The sequence below is a fragment of the Streptacidiphilus sp. P02-A3a genome (genome assembly GCF_014084105.1).
In the GTDB taxonomy this organism is placed as follows: Bacteria; Actinomycetota; Actinomycetes; order Streptomycetales; family Streptomycetaceae; genus Streptacidiphilus.
Genome location: NZ_CP048289.1, coordinates 8,491,407 through 8,505,957, shown reverse-complemented (window position 1 = coordinate 8,505,957; position 14,551 = coordinate 8,491,407). Strand labels below are relative to the sequence as shown.

Annotated in this window: 15 protein-coding genes; 7 read left to right on the top strand and 8 right to left on the bottom strand. The window is 72.6% G+C overall.

All coding sequences use genetic code 11. The features are described from left to right. Positions 1 to 2: 2 nt before the first annotated feature. From GXP74_RS35950 to GXP74_RS35935, 4 genes are all read right to left on the bottom strand, one after another. A complete protein-coding gene (locus GXP74_RS35950; RefSeq protein WP_182456877.1) occupies positions 3 to 575 on the bottom strand; it encodes a hypothetical protein in 573 nt (190 codons plus the stop codon). A gap of 406 nt (positions 576 to 981) precedes the next feature. After that, positions 982 to 2,064, bottom strand: a complete 1,083-nt coding sequence (locus GXP74_RS35945) for a CU044_5270 family protein (protein ID WP_182455402.1) — start codon at positions 2,062 to 2,064, stop codon at positions 982 to 984. Continuing rightward, the gene (locus GXP74_RS35940) at positions 2,061 to 2,681 is read right to left on the bottom strand and encodes an RNA polymerase sigma factor (protein WP_182455401.1); all 621 of its coding nucleotides are present in this window, start codon (positions 2,679 to 2,681) and stop codon (positions 2,061 to 2,063) included. The genes GXP74_RS35945 and GXP74_RS35940 overlap by 4 nt, the downstream gene beginning before the upstream one ends. A gap of 147 nt (positions 2,682 to 2,828) precedes the next feature. Then, a complete protein-coding gene (locus tag GXP74_RS35935; RefSeq protein ID WP_182455400.1) occupies positions 2,829 to 3,725 on the bottom strand; it encodes a PD40 domain-containing protein in 897 nt (298 codons plus the stop codon). Between the two features lie 455 nt (positions 3,726 to 4,180). Between GXP74_RS35935 and GXP74_RS41245 the strand changes: the two genes are divergently transcribed. Further along, positions 4,181 to 4,540 carry a YidH family protein gene (locus tag GXP74_RS41245; protein WP_225448429.1) on the top strand — a complete coding sequence of 120 codons (360 nt, stop codon included), beginning with the start codon at positions 4,181 to 4,183 and terminating at the stop codon, positions 4,538 to 4,540. A 14-nt stretch (positions 4,541 to 4,554) separates the two neighbouring features. Here GXP74_RS41245 and GXP74_RS35925 read toward each other — a convergent pair whose 3' ends face one another. The 4 genes from GXP74_RS35925 to GXP74_RS35910 all read right to left on the bottom strand — a co-directional run bounded on the left by GXP74_RS35925 (position 4,555) and on the right by GXP74_RS35910 (position 8,853). Beyond that, the gene (locus tag GXP74_RS35925; RefSeq protein WP_225448428.1) at positions 4,555 to 5,796 is read right to left on the bottom strand and encodes an MFS transporter; all 1,242 of its coding nucleotides are present in this window, start codon (positions 5,794 to 5,796) and stop codon (positions 4,555 to 4,557) included. A 72-nt stretch (positions 5,797 to 5,868) separates the two neighbouring features. Continuing rightward, on the bottom strand, positions 5,869 to 6,567 hold the full coding sequence (locus GXP74_RS35920) for a hypothetical protein (protein ID WP_182455398.1): 699 nt from the start codon (positions 6,565 to 6,567) through the stop codon (positions 5,869 to 5,871). Positions 6,568 to 6,643: 76 nt separating this feature from the next. Then, entirely contained in the window at positions 6,644 to 8,509 is a 1,866-nt protein-coding gene (locus GXP74_RS35915) for a hypothetical protein (protein ID WP_182455397.1), read from the bottom strand. Between the two features lie 125 nt (positions 8,510 to 8,634). Beyond that, positions 8,635 to 8,853 carry a hypothetical protein gene (locus GXP74_RS35910; RefSeq protein WP_182455396.1) on the bottom strand — a complete coding sequence of 73 codons (219 nt, stop codon included), beginning with the start codon at positions 8,851 to 8,853 and terminating at the stop codon, positions 8,635 to 8,637. A gap of 333 nt (positions 8,854 to 9,186) precedes the next feature. Between GXP74_RS35910 and GXP74_RS35905 the strand changes: the two genes are divergently transcribed. From GXP74_RS35905 to GXP74_RS35880, 6 genes are all read left to right on the top strand, one after another. Further along, a complete protein-coding gene (locus GXP74_RS35905) occupies positions 9,187 to 9,624 on the top strand; it encodes a helix-turn-helix transcriptional regulator (protein WP_182455395.1) in 438 nt (145 codons plus the stop codon). Between the two features lie 162 nt (positions 9,625 to 9,786). Beyond that, complete coding sequence (locus GXP74_RS35900) at positions 9,787 to 10,047, top strand: hypothetical protein (protein WP_225448427.1); 261 nt, start codon at positions 9,787 to 9,789, stop codon at positions 10,045 to 10,047. A gap of 130 nt (positions 10,048 to 10,177) precedes the next feature. Then, positions 10,178 to 10,897 carry a response regulator transcription factor gene (locus tag GXP74_RS35895; RefSeq protein WP_182455394.1) on the top strand — a complete coding sequence of 240 codons (720 nt, stop codon included), beginning with the start codon at positions 10,178 to 10,180 and terminating at the stop codon, positions 10,895 to 10,897. Between the two features lie 19 nt (positions 10,898 to 10,916). Beyond that, complete coding sequence (locus tag GXP74_RS35890) at positions 10,917 to 12,458, top strand: ATP-binding protein (protein WP_225448426.1); 1,542 nt, start codon at positions 10,917 to 10,919, stop codon at positions 12,456 to 12,458. A 119-nt stretch (positions 12,459 to 12,577) separates the two neighbouring features. Then, on the top strand, positions 12,578 to 13,078 hold the full coding sequence (locus tag GXP74_RS35885) for a DUF1269 domain-containing protein (RefSeq protein WP_182455393.1): 501 nt from the start codon (positions 12,578 to 12,580) through the stop codon (positions 13,076 to 13,078). 25 nt (positions 13,079 to 13,103) lie between these two features. Continuing rightward, positions 13,104 to 14,498 carry an FtsW/RodA/SpoVE family cell cycle protein gene (locus GXP74_RS35880; RefSeq protein ID WP_182455392.1) on the top strand — a complete coding sequence of 465 codons (1,395 nt, stop codon included), beginning with the start codon at positions 13,104 to 13,106 and terminating at the stop codon, positions 14,496 to 14,498. Positions 14,499 to 14,551: the final 53 nt, after the last annotated feature.

The following is a 14,551-nucleotide window of genomic DNA, read 5'->3' as shown; positions in this document are numbered from 1 at the left end:
CATCATCGCGTGCCCGCCGCCCACGTCTCCAGAGCGGCGAAATCCTGCGGACCGAGCCCGAGCCGCGGATCGACCCAGTGCAGCAGCGCTGGGCCACGGTGATGGGCAGCCACCCACTCCTTGTCTGCTCGGGTGATCTCGTCATCGATCCAAGCGAAAGCGCGGCCCTTCACCCAAGCGACGATCTCCGCGGTCTTCCACAACGTCCTCCCGCCCGGTATGGGACGTGGCGTCGGCCACGCAATGAAGGGCAGCTCAGGCAAGCCGACCAGCGGAGCGATGTAGGCGTTGGCCTCCGACTCCCACGTCGTCGCCCAGACCAAGTCGAAGGGGAGCGCCGCCAGAACTGCCCCGTGCTGCGGATTGAGCCACACCGGCAGTGGCATCGGTCCCCTGCCGGGCAGCCCCCATGCCGCCAGCCGGGCGCGTTCGGCGGCCTCCCAGCTCGGCGGCATCAGCCGGAAGACCTCGAAGCCTTCGGGGCAATCGTCCGGCATGCCGGCGAACGGGTTCAGCGGGCCGTCCACGTCGAGCAGTAGCAACGGCCGGACTGGCTCACCCCCCTCTGCACCCATACAGAGCACCGTACCGGTGCGATCCCCGTTACCGAGCAAAGCCTGCCGGGAAGCGATCATCCTCCAAATGGGAAGCGATCTTCAGCGGCCTCGATACAGCGCTGGTCAGCCCCACTCGTCAACACCCCACCCAACAGCCGGTCCCGGGTTCACTCGGGGCCAGCTGACAAGATCCCGTCCGATCCATGTGATCGGGCGGGATCTTGTGGTTGTTGCACTGCCGGGCCTCGGCGGGCATCGCCACCGGGGGGTCGACGCCGACCGGCGGCGATGGCCGACGCCGGCGGGTCAGAGCCGCACGGGACATCCCCGTCCGGGCGCCGATCTCCACCACCGCCGGAGCCGACCGGGGCGGGAACGACCCGATCAGCTCCACGTCGTACGGTCGCCATCGCGCACATCGGGTCTACGGCAGCTGCCCGGCCCGGTCCACGACGGCCCGGGTGATCACGGCGGTGCTGCTCAGTACGGTGCCGGCCTTGATGTCGGGGTCACTGACGTCCTGCTGCGCGCTCGCGCTGAGCGAGGGGCTGTCCGACGGGTTCGGCAGCGTGGCGCTGTCGACTGCCTGGACCGACTCCGAGGCCAGGAACGCGTGGGTGCTCGTGTCGAAGATCCACTCGGTGCGCACCCCGAGGCTGTCCTCGCGCGCGATGCCCACGCCCTTGCGGCCCAGCGTGTCCACGGCGTCGGGCACCAGTTCCGTGCCGGGGATCAGTGCCGCGGCCCGGTAGAAGGCGGCGCTCACCGCCGTCGGAGCCGTCGTGGCGCCCAGCGCGTCGCCGATGGCCACGAAGGCCTCGTCGTCGGGGGTGTGCCCCTTGCCCTTGGTCTGGGCGTAGATGAGCCGCAGCAGCGCGTGCGGATCGGTCGGCAGCGTGGCCAGGTAGGCGTAGGTGGGGCCCTGGATGCTCGGCTGGGTGTTGGGAGTCAGCGACTGGTGGGGCAGCGGCGGATCGGCGTCCGGGGCCTCCAGCAGGCCCGCCTGGCTGCCGTCCACCGAAAGCCAGAGCCGCCGCTGCGTCGGGGCGTAGAAGCGGGCCGTGTCCTTGCCGTCGGCGCCCTGCACGACGCCGTACGAGCCGTCCTCGGTCTCCACGTAGACGAACTGGTCGCCGCGTGGCGCGGTGCCGCTGTTCGCGCTGTAGGCGGTGTCGGCGATGCTGTCCAGCAGCTCCACCGCCTGCCGGTGCGAGCCCGCGAGGGGCTCGCCGACGGCCATCGGAGCGGTGGCGCTGCCGCCGGGGCCGGTGGCGCCGCCGGGGGAGGCGGTCAGTGTGACCGCGGCGACGGTGGCAGCCACCGCGGTCAGCGCGCCCGCGGCCAGCCACAGACGGCGGGCGGTCGACGGTGCTGCGGGCTTGTGGATCTCGGTCATCAGGTGCCCCCTCAGTACGGTGCGGCGGTCGTCCGTGAGGGCCGATACGCCGGGGGCGGGCAGGAGGGCGGACAGCTCGGCCCGCTCTTCCGGGCTCGGGGCGGCGTTCATCGGTTTGTTCCCTTCTGGTACGACTGGGACGGTTCATCCCGTCCTGACCGGTACTGTCCGGACTCGGGGGCGAGTTCCAACTCCTTCGCGGTGAGTTTCTGGAGCCGGGTCCGGGCGCGGGAGAGGCGCGAGCGGACGGTACCCACCGGCACGCCCAGGGCCTCCGCCGCCGAGGCGTAGTCCAGACCGGACCAGACCACCAGCGCGAACACCTCGCGCTCGGGGCGCCGCAGCGCCGCCAGCGCGCGCTGGGCCGCGGCCAGCTTCGCCGCGTCGTGCATGCGGTCCACCAGCTCGTCGGCGAAGTCCGGGACGAGCTCGCGCGGCGGCACGCGCTCCATCGCGGCCCGGTGCCGGCGCGCCGAACGCGCGGTGTTGCGCAGCACGTTGGTGGCGATGCCGAACAGCCACGGGAGCAGCGGCCCGCCGTCCTCGTGCAGCGAGGTCCGCAGTCGCCAGGCCTCCAGGAAGGTCAGCGAGACCACGTCCTCGGCGGTGGACCAGTCGCCGGTGCTGCGTGCGGCGTAGCGGTGGACGGCCTGGCCGTGGGTGTCGAAGAGCGCGGCGAAGGCCGCCGTGTCTCCGGCGCGTATCCGGGTGCGTTGGGAGTTCTCCACGCCCTGTCCTGTCCGCAGCGAGCGAGGAGTTCCCAGACTGTTCCACGTGGCTGAGGCCGGGGAGACCGTTCCGTCGGGTGGCGCCGGAACGCGGTCAGGATGGCGGCCGGGGTGTCGGCCGCCATCCTGGGGGTTCGCGGGGGCTGCTCAGCCGCGGTACGCGACGAGGCCGGTGGTGGAGGTCACCTTGGTCGGGTTGTGGGTGCCGGTGGACGGGAGGGTGTAGGTGCCGTTCGGGGCGCGGAAGGCGATGGTGGCGCCGTTGGGCGAGAACGTCGGCTCGGTGTAGTTGGTGGTGGCGTGCGGGGTCAGGTCCCTGACGGTGTGGTTGCTCAGGGTCTCCTCGAACAGGTGGTCGTGTCCGCTGACGGAGCGGACGAAGACGACCTCCTCGCCGTTGGGCGACAGGCTGGGCTCGGAGCCCTGGCCGAGCACGGTGGTCTGCATCCGCAGGAGTACGTCGGTGATGTAGACGTCACCGGTACGGGTGCTGTCCCAGACGAAGGAGCCCTTGTCCTGCCGGACGTTCGACAGGTTGGCGCCCGCGTTGGCCCAGTTGGCGCCGTTCAGCCCGATCACGGTGTACGGGTCGGCGTTCACCGCCGTGGCCTGGACCCACTCCAACTGGCTGGAGGTCTTGCCGGCGGCGGTGAAGATGAGGTTGTTGCCGGGGTAGTAGCCCCCCGAGTTGGTCGGGGAGGTCTCCCAGGTGGGGTGCGAGAGGACCACGCCCGCCGGGTGCTTGGTGGCGACCACGCGGCCGGTGCCGTTGGCGTTGGCGGTCTCCAGGTCGCCGTTGCTGTCGACGAAGACGGCCTTGGTACCGGCCGGGTTCCAGGCGAGGTCGCGGACGTCGGTGTGGAAGTCCACCCACGAGCCGTTGATGTCGACCCACGGGCTGCCGTTGCTGATGGTCAGTTCGCCGCCCTGGGCGCTGCCGGTGGCTGCCGTGGGAGTGGCGGCGGAGGCCAGGCTGGGGATGAGCGCGGCGGCGGCGGCGATGACGACGGCGACGGCGATGCGGTGGCTACGGCGACCGGACATGGAGGTGCCCCTCAAGGATGGCGGGATCGGGAGTGGTCGTTGCTCTGTGCGATGGGAAAAGTCTGGCGACGAAAGGTCCTGGCGCCGTACGTCCGCCGTCACAGCGCTGTAACAGGGGGTCCGACCTGCCCGTTCTCACCAGGGGACTTGCCCTCCCTTCGCGTGCGTCGCGGGCATTGTGCCGCTATGCCTTCGTCACAAGGACGATTCCGTTCCTTCAAAGCGATTGGTCGGGAAATCGGATATTCGGCGGGGGTGATTCCGATTCGCCGCACTGGACGTGGTCACCTCTTTGGGCCCACCGGGCGTGGCGTGGCGGGTGCGGGACGGTCGTGGCGGGTGACAGTGGAGGCAGCGGGCTCGTCGCGCCCACGGGAAGTGCCCACCAGAAGTGCCCACCGGAAGTGCCCACCGGAAGTGCCCACCGTAAGTGCCCACCGGAAGTGAGGGCGTACGTGAACCAGGAACCGTGGTGGACCGAGGGGGAGGAGCCGGACTACCGGGCCACGCTGGCCAACGAGCGGACCTTCCTGGCCTGGTCCCGGACGGCGCTGGCGCTGCTGGCGGGCGCGCTGGCGGTGATCCAGCTGATCGTCGTCGCACCGCGCCCGCTGCGGCTGGCCCTGGCCTGCTACCTGATCGCCCTGGCCGTGGCGACCACGCTGGTCGGCTACTGGCAGTGGCGCAGGCGGCAGCACCGGATGCGGCTGCGGCAGCCGCTCGGGCACAGCCCGGTCCACGCGCTGCTGGCGCTCGCGCTGCTGCTGCTCGGTGGCCTGATCGCGGTGGTGGCCGCGCTCACCCCGGACCGCTGACGGTCGCTCGCCGGTCAGCCGGCGGCGGCGGCCTCGGTGCGGGACCGGGGCGGCAGGTGCGGGTCGGTGCGGTCGGTGAGGCGTCCGCTCCGCTCCAGCCGTCCGCTGTAGGCGGCGACGGCCAGGCCGCAGACGGCCAGCGCCGAGGCGACGGCGGCGGGCGCGGTGTAGCCGAGCCCGGCCGCGATCACCACGCCGCCGAGCCAGGCGCCGAGCGCGTTGGCGACGTTGAGCGCGGCCTGGATCGCGCCGGAGGCCAGGTTCGGCGCGTCCCCGGCCTCGGCGATGATCCGCGACTGCAGGGCCGGTGCCAGCGCGAAGGTGGTCGCCGCGAACACGAACAGGGTGGCCGCGCAGGCGATCCGGTTGTGCAGGGTGAGCAGCAGCAGCGCGCTGACCACCGCCTCCAGCGCCAGGAACGCGTACAGCGCGGGCATCAGCGCCCGGTCCACCAGCCGCGCTCCGACCACGTTGCCGGTGGTCATGCCGACGCCGAAGAGCACCAGCAGCAGGGTCACGCTGGCCGGGGTGTAGCCGCTGACCCGGGTCAGCATCGGCGCGATGTAGCTGTAGACGGTGAACAGGCTCGCCCCGCCCAGGGTCGCGGTGACCAGCGCCAGCCAGACCAGCGGCCGCAGCAGTGCCCGCAGTTCCGCGCCCAGCCGCAGCGGCGCGGCGCCCTCGGCGGCGGTGGGCACCGCGACCAGCACGCTGACGGCGGCGAGCGCGCCGATGGCGGCCACCGTCCCGAAGACCGGCCGCCAGCCCAGGTGCTGGCCCATGAAGGTGGACAGCGGGACGCCGACGATGTTGGACACGGTCAGCCCGGCGAACATCATCGCCATCGCCCTGGTCCGCCGCGCCGGTTCGACCAGGCCCCCGGCCACCACCGCGCCGACGCCGAAGTAGGCGCCGTGCGGCAGGCCGGACAGGAAGCGGGTGACCAGGAGCCAGTCGTAGCCGGGGGAGAGCGCGGACAGGGTGTTCCCGAGCGCGAACGCGGCCATCAGCGCGACCAGCGTGGCCTTGCGGGAGAGCCGGGTCGAGACCGCGATCAGCAGCGGCGCGCCGACCACCACGCCGAGCGCGTAGGCGGAGATCAGGTGCCCGGCGGTGGGGATGCTCACGTCGAGGTTGCCGGCGACGTTGGGCAGGATGCCCATGATGGCGAACTCGCCGGTGCCGATGGCGAAGCCGCCCACGGCCAGGGCGACCAGCGCAGGCATCGCCCGCGAGGGCCCGTTGTCGTCGCTCATGGGGTCCTTTGCTGGATCGGCCTGGCCGTTCTCATTACTGTCCGATCCGTTTATTTTATCGCACCGGGCAGGTCAGCCGGTCAGCATCCGGTGCACCGTCACCGTCGGCGCGGGCACGGCCATGGCGCTCGTCCCCGGGCGCTCCGGCGCGGCTGCGGCGGCGGTCCTGAGTACCGACACCACCTGCGCGGCGAGCGCGTCCGCCTGCTGCTGGACGGTCGCGATCGGCGCGGTGGAGCGGCCCAGGGCGTCCAGATCGCGGTGGATACCGGCCAGTTGCCGTTGCGCCGCCGGGCTCAGGGTGAACGGCTCGGGCGTGGAGACGATGAACTGCCAGGCCCCGGCCAGGCTCTGGCAGCCCGCGCAGTAGTGGTTGGCCGCGTGGCTGGTGTTCCGCGCGTTGAGGTGGATGTCCGTCCCGGCCATGGTGACGATCTGGAAGGAGAGCGCGACCGAGCGGCAGGGCGAGTCGGCGGTGCAGGCCCAGGACTCGGCCTCGGCCCGGTTGCGCAGGGAGGCGGTGCCCAGCTCGCCGTACTGGTGCACGGTGAAGGAGTCCTGGAACCGGCTCGGGTGACCGGGGTTGGCCAGGGCGTGGACGGTGTCGTCGGCCACGGCCACGCGGTGGGCCGCGCCGGAGAGGGTGGCCGCCTGCGCGGTGGCGGCGGTGGCCACCACGGTCAGGCCCGCCGTCGCGAGCAGGCCGAGGCGGACCGCCCGGCGGGCGGTGCCCGTGCGCGGGACCGCCCGGTGGCGCTGGATCAGGTTCATGGTGGTGCTCCGAATCGTGGAACGCGGACGGTGACTGGTGCGGGGGTCGGCGGCGCCGGGGCAGCCCGGCACCGGGTCAGCCCGGCCTGGTGGTGACGTCGGTGGCGGCGGGGGTGTGGCTCGGGGACGCGGTGGCGCTCGCCGAGGCCGTCGCCGAGACCGAGGCGGACGGGCTCGGACCGGTGGGGCTCGCGTCGGCGGATCCGGACGGCCGGGGCCTGCCGGTCGCCGGTGCGGACGGCGCGGCGGGCGTGGTGCTGGGGCTTGCCGTCGCGCCCGGCGGTGGGGTCGGGGACGGCGGCGGCGTCGGGACCGCGGTGGCGGCCGGGTTCGGTCCCGGCACCGGCGGCGGCGCCACCACCACCGAACCGGGCCTGCCCGACCGCCGCGGCGGCGGGCTGACGCTCCGGCGACCGGGCGGGGGCGGCGGCGCGGCGGGTCGGTACGGTCGCGGTGGTGCGGCGGTGGGTACGCCGGGTTGCAGCACCGGGACCATCGGCGGCTGGGCGGGCAGCGGCCTGGGGGTGATCCCGCCGACCCAGGCCCAGGCCAGGGCGGTGGTCGCGGCCAGCACCAGCCCGCAGCAGACGGCCCGCAGCCGCGGCCTGCCGCTGGTGCCGCGCAGGGCGGTGCGCAGCAGCCGTCCGCCGAGCCGGACCGACAGGTAGGCCATCCCGGCGAGCGGGCAGACCAGCATCAGGCTGCCGAGCACCCCGACCAGGCCCCCGGCGAGGTGTCCGTCGGCGAACGCCGAGGCGGTTCCGTTCAGTTGGGAGCTGAGCGAGCGGACGCCGGTGGCCAGCAGCCGCGGCAGGTTCCACAGCGCGTAGCCGAGGTCGCCGAGGAGCAGCGGCACCATGGTCAGCACCCAGACCGTGACGATGATCCGGGCGGAGCGCTTGAGGTCGGCCGCCCCGGGCTGGACCGGGCGGCCGGGGATCGCGCTGAGCAGGATCGGTCTGATCTTGCCGAACAGGTCGGGCACCCCGGCCAGGTCGCCGAGGATGTAGTAGCCGTCCAGCCGGACGGCGGGCATCAGCTGCTCCAGTACCTCGAAGTGGCCGAGGTAGACCGCGCTGAGGAGGAACTGCTGGCCGGTCAGGGCGTAGCAGCCGGCCAGGCCCAGCATGAAGACGATGTTGAAGTAGACCCCGCCCAGGTCGGTCCGGATCCGCCCGGCGCGGCCGATCCGGTAGACGTCGGTGACGTCGGTGTACATGGACGGCCAGATCAGGAAGAGGCCGCAGCCGATGCAGCCCGGTCTGGCCCCGCCGTAGCGGCAGGCCGAGGCGTGGCCGAACTCGTGGAACACCAGCGAGGCCACCGTCAGCGCGAACACGGCCAGCAGCAGCACCGGCTGGTCGAGGACCTCCAGTACCGGGGTGATCGCCCCGTGGTAGCCGAACAGCCAGACGTCCAGCCCGGTCATCGCGACCAGTACCAGCACCACCACCAGCGGGCGGTGCAGCCAGGACAGGGCCCGGGCGATGCGGTCCACCCGCCGCGCGTCGAACAGCACCCGGTGGCCCTTGAGCGCGAGCAGCAGGTCGGAGCGCGGGGCCTCGACCGCCTCGTCCCCGACCTGGTCGTACGGGAGGGTGACGCCGAGCGGCGTGAGCTTCCGCTCGACCAGGTAGGCGATGTTCTGCTCGCTCACCTCGCGCCCGTACCGGCCGCTGACCCGGCGGGAGATGGCGGCGGTGTCGCTGGAGCCGTCGATCGAGTCGGCGACCAGGTGCAGCAGCCGGGAGAGCTGCACCACCTGGCCGTCGCCGCGCCGCGCGATGTACTTGGGCTCGGTGAAGCCGGACCCCTGGTACTCGCCGTGCAGCCGCAGCCCGGCGCTGAGCCGGGGCACCGGGAGGACCGGGCAGGGCTCGAAGGAGGTGGCGAAGCCCCCCGGGCCGGGGACCAGCGCCCCCGGCTCCACGCTCACGGTCATCGTGCTGCCCTGCCCTTCCCCCGGTCGACGCGGTCACGGACCCCCGGCGCTCCCGGTCGTCCCGGGGGACGGGCCGCCTCCTCCCCAGGCGCGGCCCGCCCCCCGGCCCGGGGAGTGCGCGGCTGCTACTGGACGATGCTGATCGCCTGGTCCGCCTCGGACTGCGCGGTGCCGCCCAGCGAGGCGATGTTGTTGGCGGTCGAGGTGTTGTGCGCCGAGACGTTGGCGACGTGCTTGGTCACGTTGACGGTCTTGGTGAAGTTGAACTTGAGCTTGCCCAGGGCCTCGCGGGCGGGCAGCAGCTCGGCGGTCTCGGCGTCCAGCTCGTGCATGTCCATGCTCATGGTGTGCCTTTCGTGATGCCTGTTGGCGTGATGCCTGATGGCGTGATGCCTGTTGGCGTGATGGCTGTTGGCGTGATGGCTGATGGTTCGGGCCGCACCAGGGATCCCCCCGAATGCCGTCCAATCCGGTCGGACGGACTGTCCAACGAGATTGGACACTAGTCGCGCCGATTCGCCGTCCGCAAGCGGTTTGCCGACGACGTTCTGTAACAGCCTCGCAACAGAGACGAATCAGCAGGTGAGGCCGTCGCGGGCGGTCCCGGGGAGCGTGATCGCCGTAGAATCGACACCCCGTAGCCCGCCGCGAGGGCGGTGACAGGAGGCGTCAGTCAGGTGTCCCACGCACTGCAGCGGCTGATGAGAGAGCGGTTGGACCGGGAGGGCTGGTCCTACGGCGAGGTGGCCCGGCGCGGCGGTGTCCCGCGCTCCACCGTGCACCACCTGGCCACCAGCGAACGCCTGGTCCGGATGCCGCAGCCGACCACGCTGGAGGGCCTGGCCAGGGGCCTCGAACTGTCGCTGGACGCCGTCCGCCGGGCCGCCGCCGAGTCCTGCGGCATCCACCTGTACGCGGCCGACCCGGCCGCCGAGGGCGGCGCGCCCTCGGCCGACCCGGAGGTGGACGTGCTCATCGCGAGCCTGCACCGGCTGTCCATGGACGACCGCCGCCATGTCGCCGCGCTGGTCGAGTCGCTGCTGGGCCGTGCCGCCCGCCCCGCCCCGTCCACCGGGAGCCGACGCGACACCGAGGCTCCGGAAACGGCCGAGTAGGACGCGATCCCTGTCCGTTCCGGTTCCCGTTCCACCCCGAAATGACCGGATGGAGCGAATATCGCCGCACGCCCCCGCTGCCGCGCCCCGGTACGGCTAGCGTCGTCCTCCTGCCAGTCCGAACGGCCGGGGGGTGCGACCGCCCGGGGACCAGGGGGAGATGTGCTGGTCGTACTCGGAGGTCCCACCACCGCCGTCGCCCGGGGCAGCAGCGGGGAGTCCGTGGTGCTGCTCTCCGGGGAGCTCCCGGCCGACCTCGCCGACGCCGGGATGGCCGAGGTGCTGCACCTGGCGGCGGCCGTGCTCGACGGCGAGGAGATGCTGCTGTTCCGCCGCTGCCTGGCGGCGCTGCGCCGGGGAGACCTGGACGGCACCCGCAGCGTCCAGATCGACGGCGCCGTGCTCACCGTCTACGCGGGCTGAGATCCGGGCTGAGATCCGGGCTGAGATCCGGGCTGAGATCCGGGCTGAGATTCGGGCAATTCCCGGCATCGGTGACAATGGAAGCGCGCTCTTACCGCGCTCTCATGCACTACGGAGAGAATCAGCAACCGTGACGTCGACAGTACTGCTGGCCGAGGACGATCGGGCCATCCGCGATTCCCTGGTGCGCCTGCTGACCCTGGAGGGCTACCAGGTGACCGCGGTCGCCGACGGCATCCAGGCCCTCGCCGCCATCCACAAGGAGCACCCCGACGCCATCGTGCTGGACGTGATGATGCCCGGCATCGACGGCCTCGCGGTGTGCAGCGTGCTCCGGGCGGAGAACGACCGCACGCCGATCCTGATGCTCACCGCCCGGGTCGAGACCTCGGACCGGGTGGCGGGCCTGGACGCGGGCGCGGACGACTACATGGTGAAGCCCTTCGAGACCGACGAGCTGCTGGCGCGGCTGCGCGCGCTGCTGCGCCGGGCGCTGCCGCTGCCGGTCCCGGCGGATCCGCCGTCGACCCAGTCGGTGCACCCGGCGGACGGCCTGATCGAGGTCGGCGACCTGCGGATCGACCCCACCGCGCGCCGGGTCTGGCGGCAGGACATCGAGATCGCGCTCTCCCGCACCGAGTACGACCTGCTGGAGCTGCTGGCCCGGAACGCCGGGATCGTGCTCGACCACAGCACCGTCTACGACCGGATCTGGGGCTACGACTTCGGCCCCGGCTCGAAGAACCTCGCGGTCTACATCGGCTACCTGCGCCGCAAGCTGGAGCTCCCGGACGCTCCGCCGCTGATCCACACCGTCCGCGGCGTCGGCTACTCGCTGCGTGAGCCGTAGACCGCGTGAGCGCCGAACTGTGAGCCCGTTCCCGTTCCAGCTGCTGTCCCCGCTCGGCCTGTCCCGGGCGCTGCGCCAAGGACCCTCCGGGGGCCTGCGGATCCGCTTCTCGGTGGCCTTCGCCGGGGTCGCCGCGCTGGTCGCGGTGCTCGTCGGCGGGCTCGGCTACGACTCCGCCGCGAGCATGATCAGGCGGGACCGGACCAATGACTTCGTCGACTCGCTGAACAGCCTGAAGTCCTCGGTGCAGGGGTCCTCGCTCACGCCGGACACCTTCCTGCCGTCCAAGGGCAGCTCCAACGACCTGCGGGACAGCCTGATCCAGTCCGGTGACATCGGCATCCAGGTGCTCAACTCGGCAGGCGCGGTGGTGGAGTCCGCCGACGCGGGCAACACCGACGTGGTGCTGCCGGTCAGCCGCGAGGACGTCAGCTACGCCCGGATGCGCGGCGCCGGGCGCACGCACAACGTGCTCGAAGTGACCAAGGGCAGCCACTACCGGGTGGTGACCGTCTCGCTCGGCGGCGGGCGCGGCGCGGTGCAGCTCAGCCAGCTGCTCAGCGACACCGACCAGCTGCTACAGGCGCTGCTGCACCGGATCGCGGAGCTGGCCGGTCTGGTGGTGCTGCTGGCCGGGGCCTCCGGCTGGTGGCTGGCCGGACGGATCACCCGCCGCCTGGTCACCCTGACCGGCGCGGCCGAGCACGTGGCCTCGACCGGGCAGCTGGACGTGGACGTGCCCCGGCGCGGCGCGGACGAGATCGGCCGCCTGGGCCGGGCGTTCGACGACATGCTGGGGCGGCTGGCCCGGTCCAAGGACGACCAGCGCCGACTGGTCCAGGACGCCGGGCACGAACTGCGCACCCCGCTGACCTCGCTGCGGACCAACATCGCCGCGCTGCCCCGGCTCGACCAGCTGCCGCCGGAGTCCAGGGACGGCCTGCTGGAGGACCTGGCCACGGAGACCCGCGAGCTGACCGTGCTGGTCAACGAGCTGGTGGAGCTGGCGGCCGACCGCCGCGAGGCCGAGGAGCCGACCGAGGTCGACCTGAAGGCGCTGGCCGAGCGGGTCGCCGACCTGGCCCGCCGCCGGACCGGGCGGGAGATCCTGGTGGTGGCCCGGCCGTTCCTGGTCACCGGCCGCCCGCAGGCGTTGCAGCGGGCGTTGAGCAACCTGGTCGAGAACGCCGCCAAGTTCGCCACCGGCGACAGCCAGATCCTGCTGACCGTGGACGCGGGCCGGGTGGCCGTGCTGGACCGGGGGCCGGGGATCGACGAGGCGGACCTGGACCGGGTCTTCAACCGGTTCTACCGGGCGACCAAGGCCCGCAGCCTGCCCGGCTCCGGGCTCGGCCTGTCGATCGTGCGCGAGGTCGCGGAGAGCCACGGCGGCCGGGCGTTCGCGCACAACCGGCCCGGCGGCGGCGCCGAGATCGGCTTCACGCTGCGCACCGACGCGGTGGAGCCGAGCCCGGGGAGCGTGCCGCCGAGCAAGGCGACGACGCGGGCGGAGCGGAAGGTGCTGGCGACACGCCGACCCGCAAATCGGACAAAAGGCTGATATCTGGCTAGATTCCCCAGTACGGCCTGGCGAATGGCCGGCAGCCGCCGCACGGCGAGCCGTGTACCGCTGCCGGTCGTTCAGCGGGCCGTACGTGCCATCCAGGGAAGGGAATCGCCATGAGCAACCTGATCGCCGTCGCCTATCCGGACGTCGACACCGCCGAGAAGGTCCGGGCGCTGCTCGGGGACCTGCAGAAGCAGAAACTGATCCAGGTCGAGGACGCCGTCGTCGTCGAGCGCAGGGAGGACGGCAAGGTCAAGCTGCACCAGGCGGTGAACGCCACCGGCATGGGTGCGGCCGGGGGCGCGCTGTGGGGCGGCCTGATCGGGCTGATCTTCTTCATGCCCTTCCTCGGTGCCGCCATCGGCGGCGCGACCGGCGCGGCCGTCGGCTCCGCCCAGGACTTCGGGGTGGACGACAACTTCATGCGGCAGATCGGCGAGAACCTGACGCCGGGCGCGGCCGCGCTGTTCGTGCTGGTGCAGAACGCCGTCCCGGAGAAGGTCATCCCGCAGCTCGCCCCGTTCGGCGGCCAGCTGATCCAGACCTCGCTCAGCGACGACGCCGAGGCGCACCTGCGCGAGGCCGTGCGGGTGGCCCAGGGCGTCCAGGCCTGACCCGCCCGCGCCCCGCGAGCGCGTGATGGCCGCAGCGGCCGCGGTCGCGGCCCCGCAGCCGGGGACGCCCACCCGGCGCACCACCGAGCTGCTGCTGGTCGTGCTCGCGGTGCTGATCGCGGCCTTCGGCTACGCGGACGTCGGCTGGGCGATCGACGGCCGGGTGCCCGCCGACACCGCCCAGTACGGGGCGGGCCTGGGCGGACTCGCGCTGCTGGCGCACCTCGCGGTGCGGCTGCGGGCCCGCTACGCGGATCCGCTGCTGCTGCCGCTGGCGGTGCTGCTGAACGGCCTCGGCCTGGTGGTCATCTACCGGCTCGACCGGGCCACCGGGACCTCATCGGCGCCGTCCCAGCTGCTCTGGTCGGCGTTGGGGGTGCTGCTGTTCATCGTGGTGGTGCTGCTGCTGCGGGACTACCGGGTGCTCCAGCGGTACGCCTACGTGTTCGCCTTCTGCGCGATCCTGCTGATGATCGTCCCGGTCTTCCTGCCCGCCGTGTACGGGGCCAAGATCTGGATCAAGGTCGGGCCGCTCTCCTTCCAGCCGGGCGAGGTCGCCAAGATCGCGCTGGCCGTCTTCTTCGCCGCCTACCTGGCGTCCAACCGCGACGCGCTGGCGCTGACCGGGCGCCGGATCTGGCTGATCGAGCTGCCGCGCGGCCGGGACCTCGGCCCGATCCTGGTGATCTGGCTGATCAGCTCGGGGGTGCTGTTCCTGGAACAGGACCTCGGCACCTGCCTGATCTTCTTCGGCATGTTCGTGATGATGCTGTACGTGGCCACCGGCCGGACCGGCTGGATCGCGGTGGGGCTGCTGCTGGTCGGCGCCGCCATCGTCCCGGTGGCGCTGTTCGAGCCGCACGTGCACAGCCGGTTCACCGACTGGCTCGACCCGACGCGGACCATCGCGGCCGGTCAGGGGGCCGGTCAGCTGGCCCAGTCGCTGTTCGCCTTCGCGGCGGGCGGGCTGCTCGGCACCGGCCTCGGCCAGGGCCACTCCTCTCTGATCGGCTTCGCGGTGAAGTCCGACTGGATCCTGGCCACCTTCGGCGAGGAGCTGGGACTGGTCGGGCTGGCGGCGCTGCTGCTGGTGTACGCGGTGCTGGTGGTGCGCGGCTACCGGGCCGGGATCATGCTGCGCGACCCCTTCGGGCGGCTGCTGTCGATCGGGCTGGCCTCGCTGCTGGCGCTCCAGGTGTTCGTGGTCGCCGCCGGTGTCACCGACCTGATCCCGCTCACCGGGATGACCATGCCCTTCCTGGCCCAGGGCGGCTCCTCGCTGGTGACCAACTGGATGCTGGTGGCGCTGCTGATCCGGACCAGCGACGCGGCCCGCCGACCGGAGCCGCCGCTGTCCCCGCCGCCGGAGCAGCCCCCGCTGGACACCGAGGGGCAGACCCAGGGAGTGCCCAAGGTATGAGTCCGTTCATGCGCCGCCGCGGCCGGGAGCAGGCCGCCGCGGCGGGCGCGGCC